At 73.2% G+C, this 18,277-nt stretch carries 17 protein-coding genes; 5 read left to right on the forward strand and 12 right to left on the reverse strand.

The genetic code is table 11. The annotated features are described in order from the left end of the window. Nucleotides 1–76 precede the first annotated feature (76 nt). Nucleotides 77–571: a DUF3145 domain-containing protein gene (locus ABTY15_RS19855; protein WP_097238046.1), complete on the forward strand. Its 495-nt coding sequence runs from the start codon at nucleotides 77–79 to the stop codon at nucleotides 569–571. Nucleotides 572–655: 84 nt separating this feature from the next. On the opposite strand, the gene fabF is transcribed toward ABTY15_RS19855, so the two are convergent. The 5 genes from fabF to ABTY15_RS19880 form a co-directional block, all read right to left on the reverse strand. Continuing rightward, the gene (gene fabF / locus ABTY15_RS19860; protein WP_350592936.1) at nucleotides 656–1,921 is read right to left on the reverse strand and encodes a beta-ketoacyl-ACP synthase II; all 1,266 of its coding nucleotides are present in this window, start codon (nucleotides 1,919–1,921) and stop codon (nucleotides 656–658) included. A 179-nt stretch (nucleotides 1,922–2,100) separates the two neighbouring features. Then, complete coding sequence (locus ABTY15_RS19865) at nucleotides 2,101–2,346, reverse strand: acyl carrier protein (RefSeq protein WP_350592942.1); 246 nt, start codon at nucleotides 2,344–2,346, stop codon at nucleotides 2,101–2,103. 82 nt (nucleotides 2,347–2,428) lie between these two features. Further along, nucleotides 2,429–3,460 (reverse strand): beta-ketoacyl-ACP synthase III, encoded by a 1,032-nt coding sequence (locus tag ABTY15_RS19870; protein ID WP_350592949.1) that lies wholly within the window; start codon nucleotides 3,458–3,460, stop codon nucleotides 2,429–2,431. Then, complete coding sequence (locus tag ABTY15_RS19875; RefSeq protein WP_350592956.1) at nucleotides 3,457–4,407, reverse strand: ACP S-malonyltransferase; 951 nt, start codon at nucleotides 4,405–4,407, stop codon at nucleotides 3,457–3,459. Before ABTY15_RS19875 ends, ABTY15_RS19870 begins: the two co-directional genes overlap by 4 nt. A gap of 90 nt (nucleotides 4,408–4,497) precedes the next feature. Next, on the reverse strand, nucleotides 4,498–5,694 hold the full coding sequence (locus ABTY15_RS19880; protein ID WP_350593257.1) for a PucR family transcriptional regulator: 1,197 nt from the start codon (nucleotides 5,692–5,694) through the stop codon (nucleotides 4,498–4,500). A 219-nt stretch (nucleotides 5,695–5,913) separates the two neighbouring features. Here ABTY15_RS19880 and ABTY15_RS19885 point away from each other — a divergent pair, with 219 nt between their 5' ends. Next, nucleotides 5,914–6,690, forward strand: a complete 777-nt coding sequence (locus ABTY15_RS19885) for a pirin family protein (protein ID WP_350592961.1) — start codon at nucleotides 5,914–5,916, stop codon at nucleotides 6,688–6,690. A 10-nt stretch (nucleotides 6,691–6,700) separates the two neighbouring features. Here the strand turns inward: ABTY15_RS19885 and ABTY15_RS19890 are convergent, their stop codons facing one another. Further along, entirely contained in the window at nucleotides 6,701–7,531 is an 831-nt protein-coding gene (locus ABTY15_RS19890) for a serine hydrolase domain-containing protein (protein ID WP_350592965.1), read from the reverse strand. Between the two features lie 149 nt (nucleotides 7,532–7,680). On the opposite strand from ABTY15_RS19890, the gene ABTY15_RS19895 reads away from it, so the two are divergent. After that, nucleotides 7,681–8,157 (forward strand): MerR family transcriptional regulator, encoded by a 477-nt coding sequence (locus tag ABTY15_RS19895; protein ID WP_350592969.1) that lies wholly within the window; start codon nucleotides 7,681–7,683, stop codon nucleotides 8,155–8,157. Between the two features lie 39 nt (nucleotides 8,158–8,196). Beyond that, nucleotides 8,197–9,210: an aldo/keto reductase gene (locus ABTY15_RS19900; RefSeq protein ID WP_350592974.1), complete on the forward strand. Its 1,014-nt coding sequence runs from the start codon at nucleotides 8,197–8,199 to the stop codon at nucleotides 9,208–9,210. Between the two features lie 75 nt (nucleotides 9,211–9,285). Here the strand turns inward: ABTY15_RS19900 and ABTY15_RS19905 are convergent, their stop codons facing one another. Continuing rightward, nucleotides 9,286–9,864, reverse strand: a complete 579-nt coding sequence (locus tag ABTY15_RS19905; RefSeq protein ID WP_350592979.1) for a TIGR03086 family metal-binding protein — start codon at nucleotides 9,862–9,864, stop codon at nucleotides 9,286–9,288. A 101-nt stretch (nucleotides 9,865–9,965) separates the two neighbouring features. Between ABTY15_RS19905 and ABTY15_RS19910 the strand changes: the two genes are divergently transcribed. Then, a complete protein-coding gene (locus tag ABTY15_RS19910) occupies nucleotides 9,966–10,946 on the forward strand; it encodes a helix-turn-helix transcriptional regulator (protein WP_350592987.1) in 981 nt (326 codons plus the stop codon). Nucleotides 10,947–10,950: 4 nt separating this feature from the next. Here ABTY15_RS19910 and ABTY15_RS19915 read toward each other — a convergent pair whose 3' ends face one another. The 5 genes from ABTY15_RS19915 to ABTY15_RS19935 form a co-directional block, all read right to left on the reverse strand. Then, nucleotides 10,951–12,165, reverse strand: a complete 1,215-nt coding sequence (locus tag ABTY15_RS19915; protein ID WP_350592994.1) for an alpha/beta hydrolase — start codon at nucleotides 12,163–12,165, stop codon at nucleotides 10,951–10,953. A 184-nt stretch (nucleotides 12,166–12,349) separates the two neighbouring features. Then, nucleotides 12,350–12,697: an MmcQ/YjbR family DNA-binding protein gene (locus ABTY15_RS19920; protein WP_350593001.1), complete on the reverse strand. Its 348-nt coding sequence runs from the start codon at nucleotides 12,695–12,697 to the stop codon at nucleotides 12,350–12,352. A 110-nt stretch (nucleotides 12,698–12,807) separates the two neighbouring features. After that, nucleotides 12,808–15,114, reverse strand: a complete 2,307-nt coding sequence (locus ABTY15_RS19925) for a Dyp-type peroxidase (protein ID WP_350593009.1) — start codon at nucleotides 15,112–15,114, stop codon at nucleotides 12,808–12,810. Nucleotides 15,115–15,144: 30 nt separating this feature from the next. Further along, the gene (locus ABTY15_RS19930) at nucleotides 15,145–17,082 is read right to left on the reverse strand and encodes a galactose oxidase early set domain-containing protein (RefSeq protein ID WP_350593015.1); all 1,938 of its coding nucleotides are present in this window, start codon (nucleotides 17,080–17,082) and stop codon (nucleotides 15,145–15,147) included. A 320-nt stretch (nucleotides 17,083–17,402) separates the two neighbouring features. Then, the gene (locus ABTY15_RS19935; protein WP_350593019.1) at nucleotides 17,403–18,131 is read right to left on the reverse strand and encodes a TetR family transcriptional regulator; all 729 of its coding nucleotides are present in this window, start codon (nucleotides 18,129–18,131) and stop codon (nucleotides 17,403–17,405) included. Between the last annotated feature and the right edge of the window lie 146 nt (nucleotides 18,132–18,277).

The raw sequence follows: 18,277 nt of genomic DNA on the forward strand, positions 1-18,277 counted from the left end.
CGTGGGTAACTGTGGATCAACTGCAGGCACGAGGCAGCTGGGGAAGGCGACCCTCGTCCACAGCCTGGAGGTCCCGGTGACGACACGTGGAGTTCTCTACATCCACTCCGCGCCCCGCGCGCTGTGCCCGCACGTCGAGTGGGCCGTCGCAGGGGTGCTCGGTGTGCGGGTGAGCCTGGACTGGATCCGCCAGCCGGCCGCGCCCGGGCACTGGCGGGCCGAGCTCTCCTGGCAGGGGGAGCCCGGTACGGCCTCGAAGCTCGCCTCCGCGCTGCGCGGCTGGCAGCTGATGCGGTACGAGGTCACCAGCGAGCCCTGCGCCACGGCGGAGGGGGAGCGGTACAGCAGCACACCCACGCTCGGCATCTTCCACGCCGTCACGGGCATCCACGGCGACATCCTGATCCCCGAGGACCGGCTGCGCGCCGTCCTGCTGCGGGCCCGTAGCGAGGGCGCCGACCTGGAGGCCGAGATCGCCCGGCTGCTCGGCAAGCCCTGGGACGACGAGCTGGAGCCGTTCCGGTACGCCGGCGAGGGGGCTCCGGTGCGCTGGCTGCACCAGGTGGTCTGATCCGGCCGGACGCGACCGGACCGGTGGCACGACGAAGGGGCCGGCGCTCTCGGGGAGAGCGCCGGCCCCTCGCGGTGCGTTGGGTCAGCGGGTGCGGAAGGCCAGCACCACGTTGTGGCCGCCGAAGCCGAACGAGTTGTTCAGCGCCGCGATCCGGCCCTCGGGCAGCGTGCGGGCCTCGCCGCGCACGATGTCCGCGTCCACGTCGTCGTCCAGCTCCTCGACGTTGATGGTCGGCGGGGCGATCCGGTGGTACAGCGCCAGCACGGTGGCGACGGTCTCGATGCCGCCGGCGCCGCCCAGCAGGTGGCCGGTCATCGACTTGGTCGCCGAGATGGCGATGTGGTCGAGGTCGTCGCCGAGCTCCTTGCGCAGCGCCTTCAGCTCGGCGGTGTCACCCTGCGGGGTCGAGGTGGCGTGCGCGTTGACGTGCACGATCTCGGCCTTGTCCAGGGTGTTGCGCTCGAACAGGTCGGCCAGCGCGCGGGCCACGCCGGCGCCGGTCGGCTCGGGCTGGGCGATGTGGTGGGCGTCCGAGGACAGGCCCTGGCCCACGGCCTCGCAGTAGATCCGGGCGCCGCGCGCCTCGGCGTGCTCGACCGACTCCAGCACGACCACGCCGGCGCCCTCGCCCAGCACGAAGCCGTCGCGGGCCTTGTCGTACGGGCGGGAGGCGCGCTCGGGCTCGTCGTTGTTCTTCGACATCGCCATCATGTTGGCGAAGGCGGCGATCGGCAGCGGGTGGACCGCGGCCTCGGTGCCGCCGGCCACCACGACGTCGGCGCGGCCGCTGCGGATCATCTCGATCGCGTAGCCGATCGCCTCGGCGCCGGAGGCGCAGGCGGAGACGGGGGTGTGCACACCCGCGCGGGCGCCGACCTCCAGACCGACGTTGGCCGCCGGGGAGTTGGGCATCAGCATCGGGACGGTGTGCGGGGAGACCTTGCGGGCGCCCTTCTCCTTCAGCACGTCGTACTGGTCGAGGAGGGTGGTCACGCCGCCGATGCCGGAGGCGATGACGGCGCCCAGGCGCTCGGGGGCGAGCTTGGAGGACTCGTCGGTGGCCGGGGTCTCGTAGCCGGCGTCGGCCCAGGCCTCGCGGGCGGCGATCAGCGCGAACTGCGCGGAGCGGTCCAGCTTGCGGGCCAGCGGGCGCGGCAGGATCTCGCCCGGCTCGATCGCGGTGCGCGCGGCGATCTTGACCGGCAGCTCCTCGGCCCACTCCTCGGTCAGGGCCGCCACTCCGGAGCGCCCGGCGACCAGGTTCTCCCAGGTGGTGGCGGCGTCGCCGCCCAGCGGCGTGAAGGCGCCGATACCCGTGACGACCACGGTACGGTTTTCAGCGGTCACTGGTTTCTTCTTCTCTCACGTTGTGCGGGGTCGGCGGCGAGCCGAGGAAGGGTCCGGCCGGGCGCCCGGTGGGGCGTCCCGGCCGGCGGGTCGGCCGGCTCGGGGAGCCGGACCGACGGTCAGCCGTCCGGTGCGGAGGGCACGTCGGACGCGCTGTGCGGATCGAACGGGTCGATCGCTCAGCTGTTGGCGATGATGTAGTCCACCGCGTCGCCGACGGTCTTCAGGTTCTTGACCTCGTCGTCCGGGATCTTGACGTCGAAGCGCTCCTCGGCGGCCACGACGACCTCGACCATGGACAGCGAGTCGACGTCCAGGTCGTCGGTGAAGGACTTGTCGAACTCGACGTCCTCGGTCGGGATACCGGCGATCTCGTTGACGATCTCGGCGAGACCTTCCAGGACCTCGGCCTTGTCCTTAGCCATACTGGCTACTCCTCTTCGGTGTTGAGCGCGTCCGACCGGCGGCCGGACGCAGGCTTTTTGGAACGGATGGGGCGAAACGCGCCTAGGGGAGCGTAACGACTGCCGCGGCATAGACGAGACCCGCCCCGAACCCGATGATCAGCGCCAGGTCGCCGCTGCGGGCCTCACCGCTCTCCAGCATGCGCTCCATCGCCAACGGGATGGAGGCCGCGGAGGTGTTGCCGGTCTCGGAGATGTCGCGGGCGACCGGGACCGTGTCGGGCAGCTTCAGGGCCTTGATCATGGCGTCGGTGATGCGCATGTTGGCCTGGTGCGGGATGAACGCGCCGAGCTGGTCGGCGGTGATCCCGGCGGCGTCCAGCGCCTGCTGGGCCACCTTGGCCATCTCCCACACCGCCCAGCGGAAGACCGCCTGGCCCTCCATCCGCAGGGCCGGCCACCGGGCCTCCTCGCCCGCGCCGTTGACCGCGTCGGGCTTGGCGAAGGCGGTGTCCCAGGCGTGGGTCTGCGAGATGACGTTCGACTGCGAGCCGTCCGAACCCCAGATCACCTTGCCGATGCCGGGAGTGTCGGAGGGGCCGACGATCGCGGCGCCGGCGCCGTCGCCGAAGATGAACGCGGTCGAGCGGTCCGACTGGTCGGTCAGGTCGCTGAGCCGCTCGACACCGATGACCAGCACGTACTCGGCGTTGCCGCCGCGGATCATGCCGTCGGCCAGGCCCAGGCCGTAGCCGAAGCCGGCGCAGGCGGCCGAGATGTCGAAGGCGGGGGCCTTGCCGGCGCCCAGCCGCTCGGCGATCTCGGTGGCGATCGCCGGGGTCTGCTTGAGGTGCGAGACGGTCGCGACGATCACGCCGCCGATCTGGTCGGGGGAGATCCCGGCCTGCGCGATCGCCTTGCCGGCGGCCTGCACCGACATCTCGGCGACGGTCTCCTCGGGGCCGGCCCAGCGGCGCTCGGCGATCCCGCTGCGGGTGCGGATCCACTCGTCCGAGGAGTCGATCCACTCCAGCACCTCGGCGTTGGGGATCACCCGGACCGGGCGGTAGCCGCCCACCCCGAGGATGCGCGAGAACTGCGCGCCGGTGGCCGGGCGGATCTGCGGCTTGCTCATGCCTCGTTCTCCTGATCCGACCCGCCGTGCTCCTCGACCAGGGCACGGGCCTTGTCGAGGTCGGCGGGGGTCTTGAGGGCAAGCGTGGCCACACCCTTGAGGTTGCGCTTGACCAGTCCGGTGAGGGTGCCCGCGGGGGACAGTTCGATGACCGCGGTCGCGCCCAGCTGCCCCAGGGTCTCCATGCAGAGGTCCCAGCGGACCGGGTTGGAGACCTGCGACACCAGCCGGCTCAGCACCTCGGCGCCGGTGGTGACGACACCGCCGTCCTTGTTGGAGACGTAGCGGACCTGGGGGTCGGCCACGGTCAGGGTCGGGGCCAGCTTGGCCAGCCGCTCGACACCCGGGGCCATGTGCTCGGTGTGGAAGGCGCCGGCCACCTTCAGGGCGATCAGCTTGGCGCCGGCCGGCGGGTCCGCCTTCAGCGCCTCCAGCTGGGCCAGCGTGCCGGCGGCGACGATCTGGCCGCCGCCGTTGTTGTTGGCCGCGGTCAGGCCGTGCTCGGCCAGCTTCGCCGCGACGGCCTCCGGATCGCCGCCGAGCACGGCGATCATGCCGGTCTCGGTGACGGCCGCGGCCTCGGCCATCGCCTGGCCGCGCTCACGGACGAAGGCCAGCGCGTCGCGGGCGTCGAGCACCCCGGCACCGGCGGCGGCGGTGATCTCACCGACGCTGTGGCCGGCCACGGCGCCGACCAGCTTGCGGGCGGCGTCCTCGTCCGGGAACAGCTCACGCGCGGTCATCAGGCCGGCGGCGACCAGCAGCGGCTGGGCGACGGCGGTGTCCTTGATCTCCTCGGCGGACGCCTCGGTACCGGCGTGCACCAGGTCGAGCCCGGCGACCTCCGACCAGCCACGCAGGCGGTCGGCGACACCGTCGAGCTCCAGCCAGGGGCTGAGGAAACCGGGGGTCTGAGCACCCTGTCCAGGGGCGACGATTACGAGCACGGTTCAACCCTCTCTCGCCAGGCGCCCGGGGGCGGGTAGGCGACGGTAACGAAGAAAACCATCCGGGATTGTAAGGTCCCTACATCGGGCTCAACTCGGCTCCCCGGCGGCGCTCAGCCGACCGAGGGCCAGTGCGATCCGCAGCGTGAATGCCGAACGTACGTCGGACGGGGCGTACCCCGTGACGTCGGTCACACGTCGAAGCCGGTAGCGCACCGTATTGGGGTGGACGAAGAGCATCCGGGCCGCACCCTCCAGCGAGGACGCCTGCTCCAGGTAGACGCTCAGCGTCTCCAGCAGCGCTGAACCGGCCTCGTCCAGCGGTGTGTAGATCTCCTCCACCAGCTGGCGGCGGGCCGCCAGGTCGCCGGCCAGCGCCCGCTCGGGCAGCAGGTCGTCGGCGAGCACCGGGCGGGGGGCGTCCGGCCAGGCGGCGCAGGCCCGCAGACCGGCCGCGGCGGCGTGCGCCGAACGGGTCGCCGAGAGCAGGTCCGGCACGGTCGGGCCGACCACCACCGGGCCCGGCGCGAACTGGCCGATCAGCGCCCGGGCCGCGTGCACCGGTTCCTTGTCCCCGCCGACCACCACCACCAGGCGCTTGCCCAGCACCCCGGTCAGCACGTGCAGCTTCGCGTACCGGGCGGCCCGGCGGATCGCCTCGACCACCAGCTCGCTGTCGCCGTCCGGCGCGCTGCCCATCACCACCCGGACCTGGCTCGGCTGGCCCCAGCCGAGTGCCGCGGCCCGGGACAGCACGCCCTCGTCCGCGTCACCGGACAGCAGCGAGTTGACGACCAGCGCCTCCAGCCGGGCGTCCCACGCGCCGCGCGCCTCGGCGGCCTGGGCGTAGACCTGGGCGGTGGCGAAGGCGATCTCGCGGGCGTAGACCAGCACCGACTCGCGCATGTCCGCCTCGTCGCCCGGTGCGGCCACCTCCTCGATGGCCTCCTCCATCACCTCGATCGTGGTGCGGATCAGCTCGACGGTCTGGCGCAGGGTGATCGCCCTGGTCAGCTCGCGGGGGGCGGTGCCGAAGACGTCGGTGGAGATCGCCTGCGCGGTGTCCGGGTGGCGGTACCACTCGGTGAAGGCGGCGATGCCTGCCTGGGCGACCAGGCCGATCCAGGAGCGGTGCTCCGGCGGCATCCGGCGGTACCAGCCGAGCTGGTCGTCCATCCGCGAGATCGCGGCGGTGGCCAGCTTGCCGGAGGACTTCTCCAGCCGCTTGAGCGTCGCCGCGCGGCGCTCGGCGCGCTCGGCGGCGTTTCTGCGCTCCTGGGCGGTCAGCCGGGGCGCCGAGCGGCCGGGTCGGTCGCGGCCGGGCTTGGGTGCGGGGCCCTTCCCGGTCGGCTCGGGTGTGGGGGTGGGTTCGCTCTTGGCGTTCGCGGAGGCGGCTGGCACAAGGACAAGACTGCCTCACCCGAGTGACTGCTCGTGCACAACCCCCGGCGGACCGGCACGGTGGCAATGGTCACAGTCGGGAGTGGCCGCGCTACCGTGGGGCCCGTGACCGACGCCGCCGCCCGCCCCCGAGCCGACCAGCGCCGCACCGCCGAGCGCTACCTCTCCACCCCGGCCGAGGGTGTCGAGACCCGCCACGCGTTCTCCTTCTCCGGGCACTACGACCCGAGGAACACGCACTTCGGCGCGCTGCTCGCGTGCAACGAGGAACTCCTCGCCCCGGGCGCCGGGTTCGAGGAGCATCGGCACCGGGACACCGAGATCCTCACCTGGGTGCTGGAGGGCGCGCTGGCGCACCGGGACTCGCACGGCCACAGCGGGGTGGTCCGCCCCGGGATGGTTCAGCACCTCAGCGCGGGCTCCGGGGTCAGCCACACCGAACGCAACGTCGGCGGCGCCGAGGGCCCGGTCCGCTTCGTCCAGATGTGGCTCCAGCCGGACGTGTTCGACGCGCCCCCGGCGTACGGTCTGCGCCGGGTGGAACCGGCCGACGGCGGGTTGACGCTGCTCGCCTCCGGGCTCGACCGCGACGCCGGTGCCGACACCCTGCGGCTGCGCCGCAGCGACGCCGCGCTCTGGCTGGCGACCGCGGGGCCGTGGCAGCCGCTGCCCCGACTGCCGGACGCCCCCTGGCGATACGCCCACCTGACGGCCGGTGCGCTCGGCTACCGGACGGTGCCCGGGCCGAAGGGCGAGGGCCGCTCGATGGCGCCGGGGGACAGCGTGCGGATCACCGGCGAGGCCTTCGTCGACCCGACGGCCGGGGAGGCCGGCGCGCAGCTCCTGCTCTGGGAGATGTACTCGCCGGTCTCGTACGGCTGAGTGCTGCGTTCTAGCGCAGCTCGGCGAGGACGGCGTCGCTGAGCTGCGGCCAGACCTCGGCGGCCCACGGGCCGAAGTCCTGGTCGGTGAGCGCGACGCAGGCCACGCCCGCCTCCGGGTCGACCCACAGGAAGGTGCCGGACTGGCCGAAGTGGCCGAAGGTGGCCGGGGAGTTGGTGGTGCCGGTCCAGTGCGGCGCCTTGCCGTCGCGGATCTCGAAGCCGAGACCCCAGTCGTTCGGGCGGCGGTGCCCGAACCCGGGCAGCACGCCGCTGGTGCCCGGGAAGGCGACCTCGCGGGTGGCCCGGCGGAGCGTGGACGGGTCCAGCAGCTTGGGGGACTGCAGCTCGGCGGCGAAGCGGACCAGGTCCGCGACGGTGGACAGGCCGCCGGCGCCGGCCGGGGACTTGTGCGCGGTGTTGATCAGGGTGTCGTGCATGCCCAGCGGCTGGAAGACCGCCTCGGCGACGTACCGGGAGAACTCGATCCCGGCGGCCGTGGCGAGCGCGGCCGCCAGCGCGTCGAAACCCGCGTTGGAGTACAGCCGGCGCTTGCCCGGCTCGCCGAACACCCGGTCCTCGTCGAAGCCCAGGCCGGAGGTGTGCGCGAGCAGGTGGCGCACGGTCGAGCCCGCGGGCCCGGCCGGGTCGTCCAGCTCGAAGACGCCCTCCTCGACCGCGACCAGCGCGGCGTACGAGGTGAGCAGCTTGGTCACCGAGGCCAGCGGGAACAGGTGCCGCTGCGGCCCGTGCGCGCCCAGCACCGCGCCGTCCGCCCCCCGGACCACGGCCGCCGCGGCACGGGGCACCGGCCAGTTGTCGATCATCCGCAAGCTCTCCATGCGCCCGACTCTAGTCGGAAGCGGATTGGGGGTACCTCCCGGCCGGAGGCTGGGGGAGGGTGGCGTGAGCACCCGGATGGAAGGCTTGCTTGGAGTGCACTCCAACTCGTTAGCGTCGTTGTCACCGCTCACCACAGGGGGAACCGATCATGGCCACGCTCGCGCCCGTTGAGCTCGACCTGCGGAGCTGTACCGAGGTGTACAGCCGCCCGGTCGGCGATCCGGACCGGACGCCCCGGCACACCATCAGCGAGGTCGCGGCGGCCAGCGGACTGACCGCCCACACCCTGCGCTGGTACGAACGGATCGGCCTGCTCGACCCGGTCGACCGCGCGGCCGGTGGCCAGCGCCGCTACAGCGACGCCGACCTGCACCGGCTGGCCTTCCTCGGCCGGCTGCGGCTGACCGGCATGCCGGTGGCCGACATGCTCCGGTACGTGGAGATGGCCCGCCAGGGTGAGCGGACCTTCGAGGCGCGCCGGCAGCTGCTGGTCGACCAGCGCGAGGAGGTCCGGCAGCGGATCGCCGACCTCCAGGCCACCCTCGCCGTCCTCGACTACAAGATCGACCTGTACGCCGGGCGGATCGCCGCCGCCGACGGGCCGGCGATCTGCCACCACGACTAGCCCGCCACGATCAGCCAGCAGAGAGAAGAAGCAGAGCGCATGACCGTCCCCGCCCTTCCCACCGCGCAGCTCGGCACCGACGGCCCGACCGTAGGAGTCCAGGGTCTCGGCTGCATGGGCATGAGCGACTTCTACGGCCCGACCGACCCGGCCGAGGCGCTCGCCACCCTGGACGCCGCCCTGGCGGCCGGCGTCACCCTGTACGACACCGCCGACGGTTACGGCTTCGGCCGCAACGAGGAGTTCATCGGCCCCTTCGTCCGGGCCAACCGCGACCGGGTGGTGCTCGCCACCAAGTTCGCGCTCGTCCGCAAGGAGGAGGACCCGGGCTACCGGGGCATCAGCAACGACCCGGCGCACATCCGGACCGCCGTGGACGCCTCGCTGCGCCGCCTCGGCGTGGACGTGATCGACCTCTACTACATGCACCGGCGCGACCCGGCGGTGCCGCTGGAGGACTCGGTCGGCACCATGGCCGAGCTGGTCAAGGCGGGCAAGGTGCGCCACCTCGGCCTGTCCGAGGTGACCGGCGCGGAGCTGCGCGAGGCGCACGCGATCCACCCGATCGCCGCCGTGCAGTCCGAGTGGTCGGTGTTCGCCCGGGACGTCGAGCGTTCGCTGGTGCCGGCCGCGGCCGAGCTGGGCATCGCCTTCGTGCCGTACTCGCCGCTCGGGCGGGGCTTCCTGACCGGTGCCTTCGCGGCCGCCGAGCAGCTCGCGGCGGACGACGTCCGGCGCACCCAGCCGCGCTTCACCGGCGACAACGCGGCGGCCAACACCGAACTGCTGGCGCCGCTGCGGGAGATCGCGTCGGCGCGCGGGGTGAGCCTGGCGCAGGTCGCGCTGGCCTGGGTGCACCAGCGGGCCGAGGTGCACGGCCTGACGGTCGTGCCGATCCCGGGCACCCGTCGGCGGGAGCGGCTGGCCGAGAACACCGCGGCCGCGACGCTGCGCCTGGACGACGCCGAACTCGCCCTGCTGGAGCCGGTGTCGGGCCGGGTGGCGGGCGAGCGCTACTCCGACATGGCGTTCACCCAGGTCGGGCGCGAGTAGCCCGGCCGGGCGGGGCCGGTGAGCGGTGTCGTACCGCTCGCCGGCCCCGTCGGCCTGCCGGTGGACGGGCCGGGATCAGACCGCGCGGCCCAGGAAGGCGGCGAGGCGGGTGTGCACGTCGGCGTCCTCGGAGACCGGCTGCACCGCTTCGAACGGGACCGGACCGCCGCGCTGCTCGGCCGGGAGGACGGCCTGGGCGATGGCCAGCGCGGTGTGCGACAGGCCCTCGTCCAGCTGGAACCCGGTGTCGAGGGTCCGGGCGATGTCCCAGGAGTGGGTGACGACCTCCATCACGTAGCCGCCGAGCGCGATCTGGCCGGGCACGACACCCCAGGGCGCGTGGGTCGGGCGCTCCAGCTTGGCGTCGTCGGCCCAGGCGGCGGCGACCCGGGCGCGGGCCCGCTCCAGGGCGGCCGGCCAGGCGTCGTCGGCCTGGTCCACGATGCCGGGCAGGACGTCGTCGGCCCAGCCGCCCTCACCCATGTACGCACAGCGGTGGACGCCGCCGACCACGTGGTTGAGCAGCTGCCGCAGCGTGAACTCGGTGCAGGGGGTGGGGCGGTCGAGCGCCTCCGGGGTGACCTCGGCGAACAGCTTCTCCAGCTGGCCGAGGGCGAGCAGGTACTGCGGGCGCGGGTCCTGGTGGTTGGTCATGGGTCGTCAGCTCCCTTATGGCGGAACGGGTTTCGTCCTCGGAGAGCAATCTCCCAGTAAAACCTGACAACCGCCGTCAGGATTTCTGGGATTCTTCCGTCATGAAGGCCGACCGCCTGCTCTCGATCCTGCTCCTGCTCCAGACCCGCGGCCGGGTGCCCGCCACCGAACTGGCCGACCGGCTGGAGGTGTCCGTCCGCACCATCTACCGGGACGTGGAGTCGCTCTCCGCCGCCGGCGTGCCGGTGTTCACCGAACGCGGCCGGCACGGCGGCATCAGCCTGCTGCCCGGCTACCGCACCGACGTCACCGGGCTGACCGCGGACGAGGCCCGCGCGCTGTTCGTCCTCTCCGCCCAGGGCGCGCACAGCGACCTCGGGCTGGACGGCGCGCTCGGCTCGGCGCTGCGCAAGGTGATGGCCGCGCTGCCGGCCCCGCACCGCCCGGCCGCCGAGCGGATCAGCGAGCGGATCCTGGTCGACCCGGCCCGCTGGAACCAGTCGTCCGCGACGGGTTGGCCCGCCGGTGGGCCGGACCTGGGTGAGCTGCAGTACGCCGTCTTCGCCGACCGGCGGCTGCGGCTGCGCTACCGGCACAGCGGCACGCCCGCGCCGGTGGAGTACCTGGTCGATCCGTACGGCCTGGTGAGCAAGGCCGCGGTCTGGTACCTGGTGGCCGACCTGCACGGCGAGCCCCGGCTGTTCCGGGCCGACCGGGTGCTGGTCGCCGAGACCATCGAGGAGCCGGTGCGCCGCCGCCCCGGGGTGGGGCTGGCCGCCGTCTGGGGGGTGCTGCGCGAGCAGGTGGAGCGGCTGCCGAAGGAACTTCCGGTGCGGGTGCGGGTCCGGCGCGGGCGGCTGGACATGTTCGTCCGGATCCACGGCGGGCGGGTCACCGCCCAGCCCCCGAGCCCCTGCGCCGGGCCGGTCGAGGAGTGGGTCGAGGTGGCGATGGCCTTCCCGTCCGCGGCGGCCGTCCGCGCGCTGCTCGCCTTCGGCGCGGAGGTCGAGGTGCTCTCCCCGCCCGCCGCCCGGCGGGAGCTGGCCCGGGCGGCGGCGGAGGCCCTGCGTCTCTACGAGTAGCGGTTCAGGAGCCGGAGGTCTGCCGGACGACGTCCTGGTAGCGGCCGAGCGAGATCGCCGCGAAGTTGTGCAGGCTGTCGGTGCCCTCGGCGAAGTAGCCGTTGTGCCCGGAGGAGCGGGCCGAGGAGATCTGCTCGGAGCCGAAGCCGCTCGAGGTCGGGTCGGCGCCGTGGCCGAGGCCGCCGACCTCCAGGTACGGGACGTTGCCGATCCAGTCGCTGGGGTTGCGGGTGGCCCAGACGTGCACGCCGGAGCCCAGTTCGCTGGTGCTCTGCACGCCCATGCCGGGGCTGCCGAACACCATCATGTCCGTGACGCCGGAGGTGTCGGAGGGCGAGGCGGCCGCGCGCGGGATCTCGGGGGCGGCGTTGCCGCACACCACCGAGCCGTACGAGTGGCAGAGCAGCGCCGGGGGCGCGTCCGGCCGGGTGGTCTCGTGCAGCCCGGCCAGCAGTCGCTGCAACCGGGGCGCGGCGACGTCGGCGAGCCGGGAGGTGACGGCGTCCGGGCCGAGGCCGGACGGGGTGACGTAGCCGGTCCAGGCGATCACCGCGGTGCGGGTGCCCGGGTCCTGCCGCTGCTCCTCGGCGAACAGCGCGCGGGCCATCCCGGCCGGGCCGCGCAGCGGTTCGGCCGACTGGTCGAAGTGGCCGAGGTCGGCGTCCGAGCCGGGGACGATGACGGAGATCCGCTCGGCGTCCGCGAGGTCGCCCCACACCTCGGTGATCAGGCCGCGGCCGCGCGGGTCGAAGGCCAGGATCTGGCGGTCGGGGGCGAGCAGGTGCGCGACGTCGTTGGCGCGGGAAACGGCCAGGTCGCGGGTTTCGGAGTCGAGCTTCTGGTCGGTGGACCGGGCGAGGGCGCGGTCGCGTTCGGCGGTCAGCGCGATCTTGTTGGCGCGGTAGCGCAGGTCCAGCGGGGCGCCGTCGTAGTTGCCGACGACCAGCGGGTAGTCCTTGATCAGCCGGTCCAGCTCGGTGGGGGCGAGCGAGGCGAAGAACTCGGCCGCGGCGGCCGGGCTGGTGGTGGCCGGGTCGGGCAGGGTGCGGCCGAAGGAGTGGTCCTGGACCCAGGCGGCGCTGCCGGCCGGGGGCGTGGAGATCGCCAACTGCTCGGTGGAGGCCGCCGCCTGGGCGGCCGCCGCACCGGCGTCGACGAGCACGGCGCAGCCCGCGAACGCTCCGATCAGTACCCGCTTCCACCGTCGACCGATGCGCACCGCACCAACTCCCTCGGGCCCGTCACCGTTTCGCGGGCGGTGCCCGGAGGGTGCGAAATTCGACTGCCAACTTCCTGCGCAAGCCTAGAGGTCACAGGAGGGTGACGGACCCGACCAAACTGTGGGATGGATCACATGAACCGGGGGTGTCGCCCCGACGTCCCTCCGTGGTCCGGGGCCTGTCCTAGGGCCCGTCCTGGGCGTCGAACTCCCGGACCAGCCGCTTGGGCGCCGTCCGCCGCCACGCCTCGGTCACCAGGTCGTGCAGCTCCTCCGGGTCGACGAGGTCCAGCCGGACGCTGACCCAGCCGTGCCGGCCGACGTACGGGGCGGCGGAGAACACCTCGGGCTCGGCGGCGAGCAGTTCGGCCTGGTCCTCCGGGGAGGCCTTGACGGTGACGCTCCCGCCGCCCGGCGCGCCCATCGCGAAGATCTTGCCCCGCACCCGCAGGGTCTCGATGTCCCAGGTCGGCTCCTGCGCGGCCTCCGGCAGGGCCAGGGCCATCGCGCGGAACTCGTCGAACGTCACCATGACGGCAGGTTAGGGCACGCCACCGACACCGCACGCCGCCGACAGCCCGCCCCCGGTGCGCGCGCGGGCGCACCGGGGGCGGGTTCCCTAGGCCGGGCCCTGAGGCCGGGTCAGAGCAGCGAGGCCCAGGCGTCGCAGGAGCGGTCACCGGCGACCAGGCGGTCCGGGTGGCCGCTGCCGTCGGCGACCGAGATCCGGCGGTAGCTCTGGCCGGAGAACACCCAGAACTCGCTGAGGCCGCCGACCCGCTGCCGGTCCGGGACGGGCAGGAAGCAGTCCACCCGGCTCAGGCCGTTCAGCGAGCCCCACTGGGAGAGCTCCCGGTCGGTGCGTTCGACCACGTCGGTGTGGGCGGAGCCGTCGGCGACCGAGACCAGCCGGTAGCGCTGGCGGCCGCCGCTGGTGTGGAACACCCAGTACCAGCTCTTGCCGCCGACCCGCTGCTGGTCGGGGACGGGCAGCCAGCAGTCCACCCGCTCGACGCCGCTGAGCGAGCCCCAGGCGCCGAGGTCGCGGTCCGAGCGCTCCAGGGTGCCGGAGTGCCGGCCGCCGCAGGTGATCGAGACGACCCGGTACTGCTGGCGGCCGTTGCTGCTGTGGAACACCCAGTACCAGCTCTTGCCGCCCGGGTTCTGTAGGTCGGGCATCGGCAGGATGCAGTCGATCCGGCTGACGCCCTGGAAGCAGGGGTGGCTGCCGAGCGGGGAGTCGCCCTTGACCGTGCGGTCGGTGTGGGCGGAGCCGTCGGCGACCGAGATCTTCCGGTACCGGTCGCCGTGGCCGACCCAGTACTGGCTCTGGCCGTCGCGCCGGAACTGGTCCGGGACGGGCAGGTACTCGTCGCACGGGTAGGCCTTGCCCTGCGGGACCGGGGTCTGGCCGCCCTGCTGGCCCTGCTCCTGGGTCTGGCCGGATCCGCCGGTGAGCCGCCCCTCGGAGAGCGCCTTCAGGGTGCTGATGGACGGCATGAAGGCGTAGACCGAGCCGGTGGTCTGGACGAACTGCTCGAAGCTCAGCGGGGTGTGCTTGATCGACCCGTCCTGGTCCCGGCTCTCGTAGTCGACGTCGGGCGCCTCCTGGGTGACCGGGTCCTTGCCGGGCTGCGGGGTGCGACCGGGCGGGAAGTTCGGCTCGTCCATCCAGTCGGCCTGGATGAACTCGAACTGCCGCGCGATGTCCGCCTGGTAGCAGATGAAGAGCAGGCCGCGCGGGTCGTCGGGGCCGCCCGGACCCTCCGAGGCCGGGTCGAACGGGTGCCCGTACGGGGTGCCGCGGCGCATGATCCGCCGGCCGTCCAGGACCGCGGCGTCGAGCGGCGGGTTGCTGGGGGTGGGCGCCTGGAGCCCGGCGCGCGGGCTGGTCTTGCGCAGGTGCGACCAGAGCGGGGTGACCAGGCCCTCCAGGTCGTCCCGGAAGTCGAAGTCGTTGTCGTTGGACGACGTCGGGTCGTTCGGGGTGTCCGCGAGCTGGTGCTTGCAGACCGGGGCGCCGGAGCGCCAGCGGCCGACCAGCCGGGCGGCCAGCCACTCGGCGGTGGCGCTGTCCGGAACGGCCTTGGCCCGCTTGAGCTCCCGCAGTTTGAGCGAGACCTGCGACCACCAGCCGGGGACGTCCTGGGCGAGCCGGCGGACCACCTGGAAGGAGCCGTTGCGGCACCACTCGGGGAAGTCGGTGAAGCTGCCGGGCGCCGGCTCCTCGCCGCAGACGAACTCGCCGGCCGGGATGATCCGGCTGCCCGGGTGGCCCTCGACCTCGTCCGGCCTGGTCGCGCTGGGCCGGTCGAAGAAGCGGACGCCGGGCTCGCTGATGCCGTCCTTGAAGCCGAAGTGCTCCTTGCCGCGGCGGCTGCCCTCCAGCGTCTTGGCGTTCTGCTGGAAGACGATCAGGATCCGCGCCTCGGCGGCGGCGATCCGCTGGGCCTCGATGGCCGCGCTCAGGTCGTCCTCGCTGTCCGCGGAGATCTTGAGCACCGCGTGGATCGGCTGGTTCTTTCCGTTGCCGAACAGCCAGTTCTCCGGGGAGTTGTCCCCGGTGTCGCCGAGCGCGCCGGCCCGGGCGGCCGAGCCCTCCTTGAACGCCTCCAGGCCGCTGCCGACCGGCGCCGGGGTCTGCCCGAACGGGTCGGTGCCGGAGAGCACGCGCAGGCCCTCGTGGGTGAAGCTGATGCCCAGCCAGGTGGCGGTCAGTGTCCTCGGGTCGTCACCGCCGGAGGTCTTGCGAGCCTCGCTGAACGCCTCGTTGAACGCGGCGACCTGGCGGGTGGTGGAGATCTGCGGGGTGAGCCGGCGCAGCCACTCGCGGGCCCGGGGGGCGTCCTCGAACTTGAGGAACAGCAGGGTGATGTTGTCCTTCTTGAAGCCGGCGATGATGTCGCCCTGGATCTCGTCGCTCTCGCGCAGTCGCAGATCCGCTGCCATGGGTGGTCCTTTCGGGGTCGGGGGAGGGGATCAGGCGGAGGGGCCGAGCTGGACCCACTGCGCGACGCTGGGCACGCCCTGGTCGCTGAGCAGGAAGAGCATGTACCAGCCGGGCGGTGCGGCCTTGGCGTCCGGTGGGGCCTGGAGTTGCAGCCGGTTGCCGGCCCGGCTGGTGATCCGTAGGTCGATGTGCCGCTGGCTGGTGTTGACCGAGTGGGTGGAGGTGGTGGGCGACAGCAGCACGGCCTTGCTCGCCAGCCCCGGGGTCGGGGTGCTGACCAGGAACGTCCGGTCGTAGCCGACCGGCGTGGTGGGCGTGTTGGTCAGCTGGGGCCGGTCGCCCTGGTGCAGGTACGCCGGCTCGTAGATCTCGATGGTGCCGTTCATGGTGACCGGGCCGGTCGTCCCGGGGACGCCGCTCACCGTGCCGTTGATGTCCGGGTTGTTGGCGATCTGCTGGAGCTCGTCGCCGGTCACCATGACCCGTCCGTCGGGCAGCACCACGGCGTTGGAGTGGTAGCCGCGCGGCAGCCGCTGGACCGGGCCGAGCTTCCAGTTGCCCTGGCCGTCCCGCAGCTCGACCTGGCGGTACTTGAGGTCGGCGTTCGGGTTGTACGGGCCGTTGCCGTAGTCGCGGATGTCGTACGCGCCGTTGACGGTCATCAGCTTGCCGTCGGGCAGCAGGATGGTGTCGTCCTGGGTGCGGCCGAAGGCGCGGGACTTCTCGGCGGTCCAACTGCCGTTGGAGAAGCGCAGGGTGCTCGGGTTGTCGCGGTCGCCGCCGAGGATCAGCGCGGAGTCCGGGCCGTTGACGCCGCCGGGCAGCGGGACGGCGGAGCCGTAGTTGCGCTTGCGTCCGTCCGGGCGGGCGAGCAGGTCGCTGCGGGTCTCGGCGACCGGGTCGAACTTCCACTGCTGGTGGGCCTCGCGGCCGAAGGCGTAGACGTTGCCGTCGTTGAGCGAGAACAGGTGCGGGTAGTCCAGGGTGAACGGGGCGTCCGCCCTGAACCGGTCCACCGGGGTGTTCCTCGGGGTGTCGGTCCTCGCCGTCGGGACGGGGTAGCCCTTGGCGGGGAAGCGCTCGACGACGGGGGTGGGGGTGCCCCAGCCGATTTCGGACTGGCCGGACATGATCAGCTGCCGGCCGTCGGCGCCGGTCACCACCGAGGGGTACCAACGGCCGACCGCCATGTCGGGGTTGCGGGTCCAGGTCTCGGTCCACGGGTCGAAGATCAGCGAGAGCTTGGCGCCGGTGCCGCCGTTGCCGCCCAGGTTGCCGCCGAAGACGCCGAGCATGCCGTTGGGCAGGAAGGAGTGGCCGGAGCAGAAGAACGGGGCCGGGCGCTGCTCGTTCAGGCCGTCCGGCATGTCGACGAGCGGCGGGGTGACCTGCTTGTAGGCGTCCTTGCCGGTGCCCTTGGCCGGGTCCCAGAGGAAGGCGCGGCCGGCGTTCTCCTTGCCGGTGGTCTGGGTGGGGGCGGGCTCCTTCTCCGGGTTGGTCTCGATCCGTTCGAAGGAGAACAGCAGCACCTTGCCGGTCGGCAGCAGGGCCACGTGGTCGCCGAAGTCGGGGGAGGGGAAGTACTCGTTGAACTTCCCGAAGGTGGCCGGGTCGAAGGCGGCGTTGGTGCTGGTCTGGGAGGCCGTCAGCGCGTTCAGCCGGTTGGTGCGGGTGGTCTGCGGGTAGTCGCCGATGCCGCGGATGGCCGCGCGGGCCCGGGCGTGCTCCTCGGCGTGCTCGGGGCCGAGCGCGGCGACCTCGTCGTCCCGCAGTTCGGCCATCACCCGGGGGGAGGCGATGTGCGGGGTGAGGTCGCTCTGCCCGGGGGCGGTCGGCTCACCGTGGGCGGCGGCCGGGCCGACGGCGCCCAGCAGGGTGCCGGCGGTCACCGCGCAGACCACGGCGGTGGCGGACAGCCGGCGGCGGGCCCGCGGCCCGGGCTGTGGATGGGGTGGGGACACGGACATGGGACTCCTCTGGGGGAGGGAGGTGTGCGGGGGAGGGGGCGAATGCGGGCGGACGGGCCGTGGGCGGGCGCGGTCCAGCGGTGGTCGCCGACGGTGACAGGACATCACAGTGCGTGGTGCTTCGCATGCGGACACATCGCGGGGCGGGCGCGTGTCGGGGGTGCGTCCGGCGCGCCCCCGGAGACGCGCCGGAACAGCCGAAGGGGGCGTGGGCCATGTGGTCCACGCCCCCTTCGGGCGGGCGTTGTCCGGGGATCACCCGGAGAGGTGTCACCGGCCCGGCGCCACCGGGCCGGACTCGTGGGCCGGGGCGACCGTGCTCAGTGCTGCCAGTGGCCGGCCAGGGCCGGGCCGAGCTGGTCCAGGTGGCGGTCGATCAGGGCGATCATGGCCTCCGGGCCGGTGTCCTCGTGGTCGGGCGTCCAGGACAGGTGGGCGGCCCGCAGCACGCTGCCGAACGCGGCGGCCAGCACCCGGGGGCGCAGGTCCTGGTCCGGGTCGACGCCCTCGCGCTCGGCGAGCACCCGGACGATCACCCGCTCCTGCTCGGTGACCCGGCGCAGGTGGGCGGCGAGCAGGGTGGGGGTCTCCTCGATCATCCGCAGCAGCTCCAGCGCGCTGGTGACCGAGCCCGCGCCGGTGCGGTCGGCGGTGGCGAGGTCCCGCCAGGACTGGACGATCGAGGCGCGCAGGGCCTCGAACGGGCTCTCCCCGGCCGGGCGTTGGCGGACGCACTCGATGAAGTGGTTCTCGGCGTCGGCCATCACGGCGAGCGCGACCTCGTCCTTGTTGGCGAAGTAGCGGAAGAAGGTTCGCTGCGAGACGTCGACCGCGGCGGCGATCTCGTCGACGGTCGTCTCGGCGAAGCCCTGGCCCAGGAAGAGCTGGTGGGCGGCCTGCACCAGGGCGTCCCTGGTCTGCCGCTTCTTGCGTTCGCGCAGCCCGGGCAGCCGTCCGGTGGTGTCCGGGGCGGCGGGCGCGGCGGGGGTGTGGGCGGCGGCCATGGCGGGGCCTTCCGGGCGGTGGTGCGGGCGGGGTGCGGAGGTCAACCTTAGCGCTCTGCCAAATGTCAGCCTGGCGCAGAAGTCAGTGTTTGCCGAATGTCAGCAGCTGACATAATCTCCCGGAAGTGGCGTCCGCCGGGCCGGGTACTCGTGGGGACGGGTGGGCCGGGGCGCCACTTCCACGTTCCGTT

Origin of the sequence: Kitasatospora sp. NPDC097643, assembly GCF_040302625.1 — a bacterium.
GTDB lineage: Bacteria > Actinomycetota > Actinomycetes > Streptomycetales > Streptomycetaceae > Kitasatospora.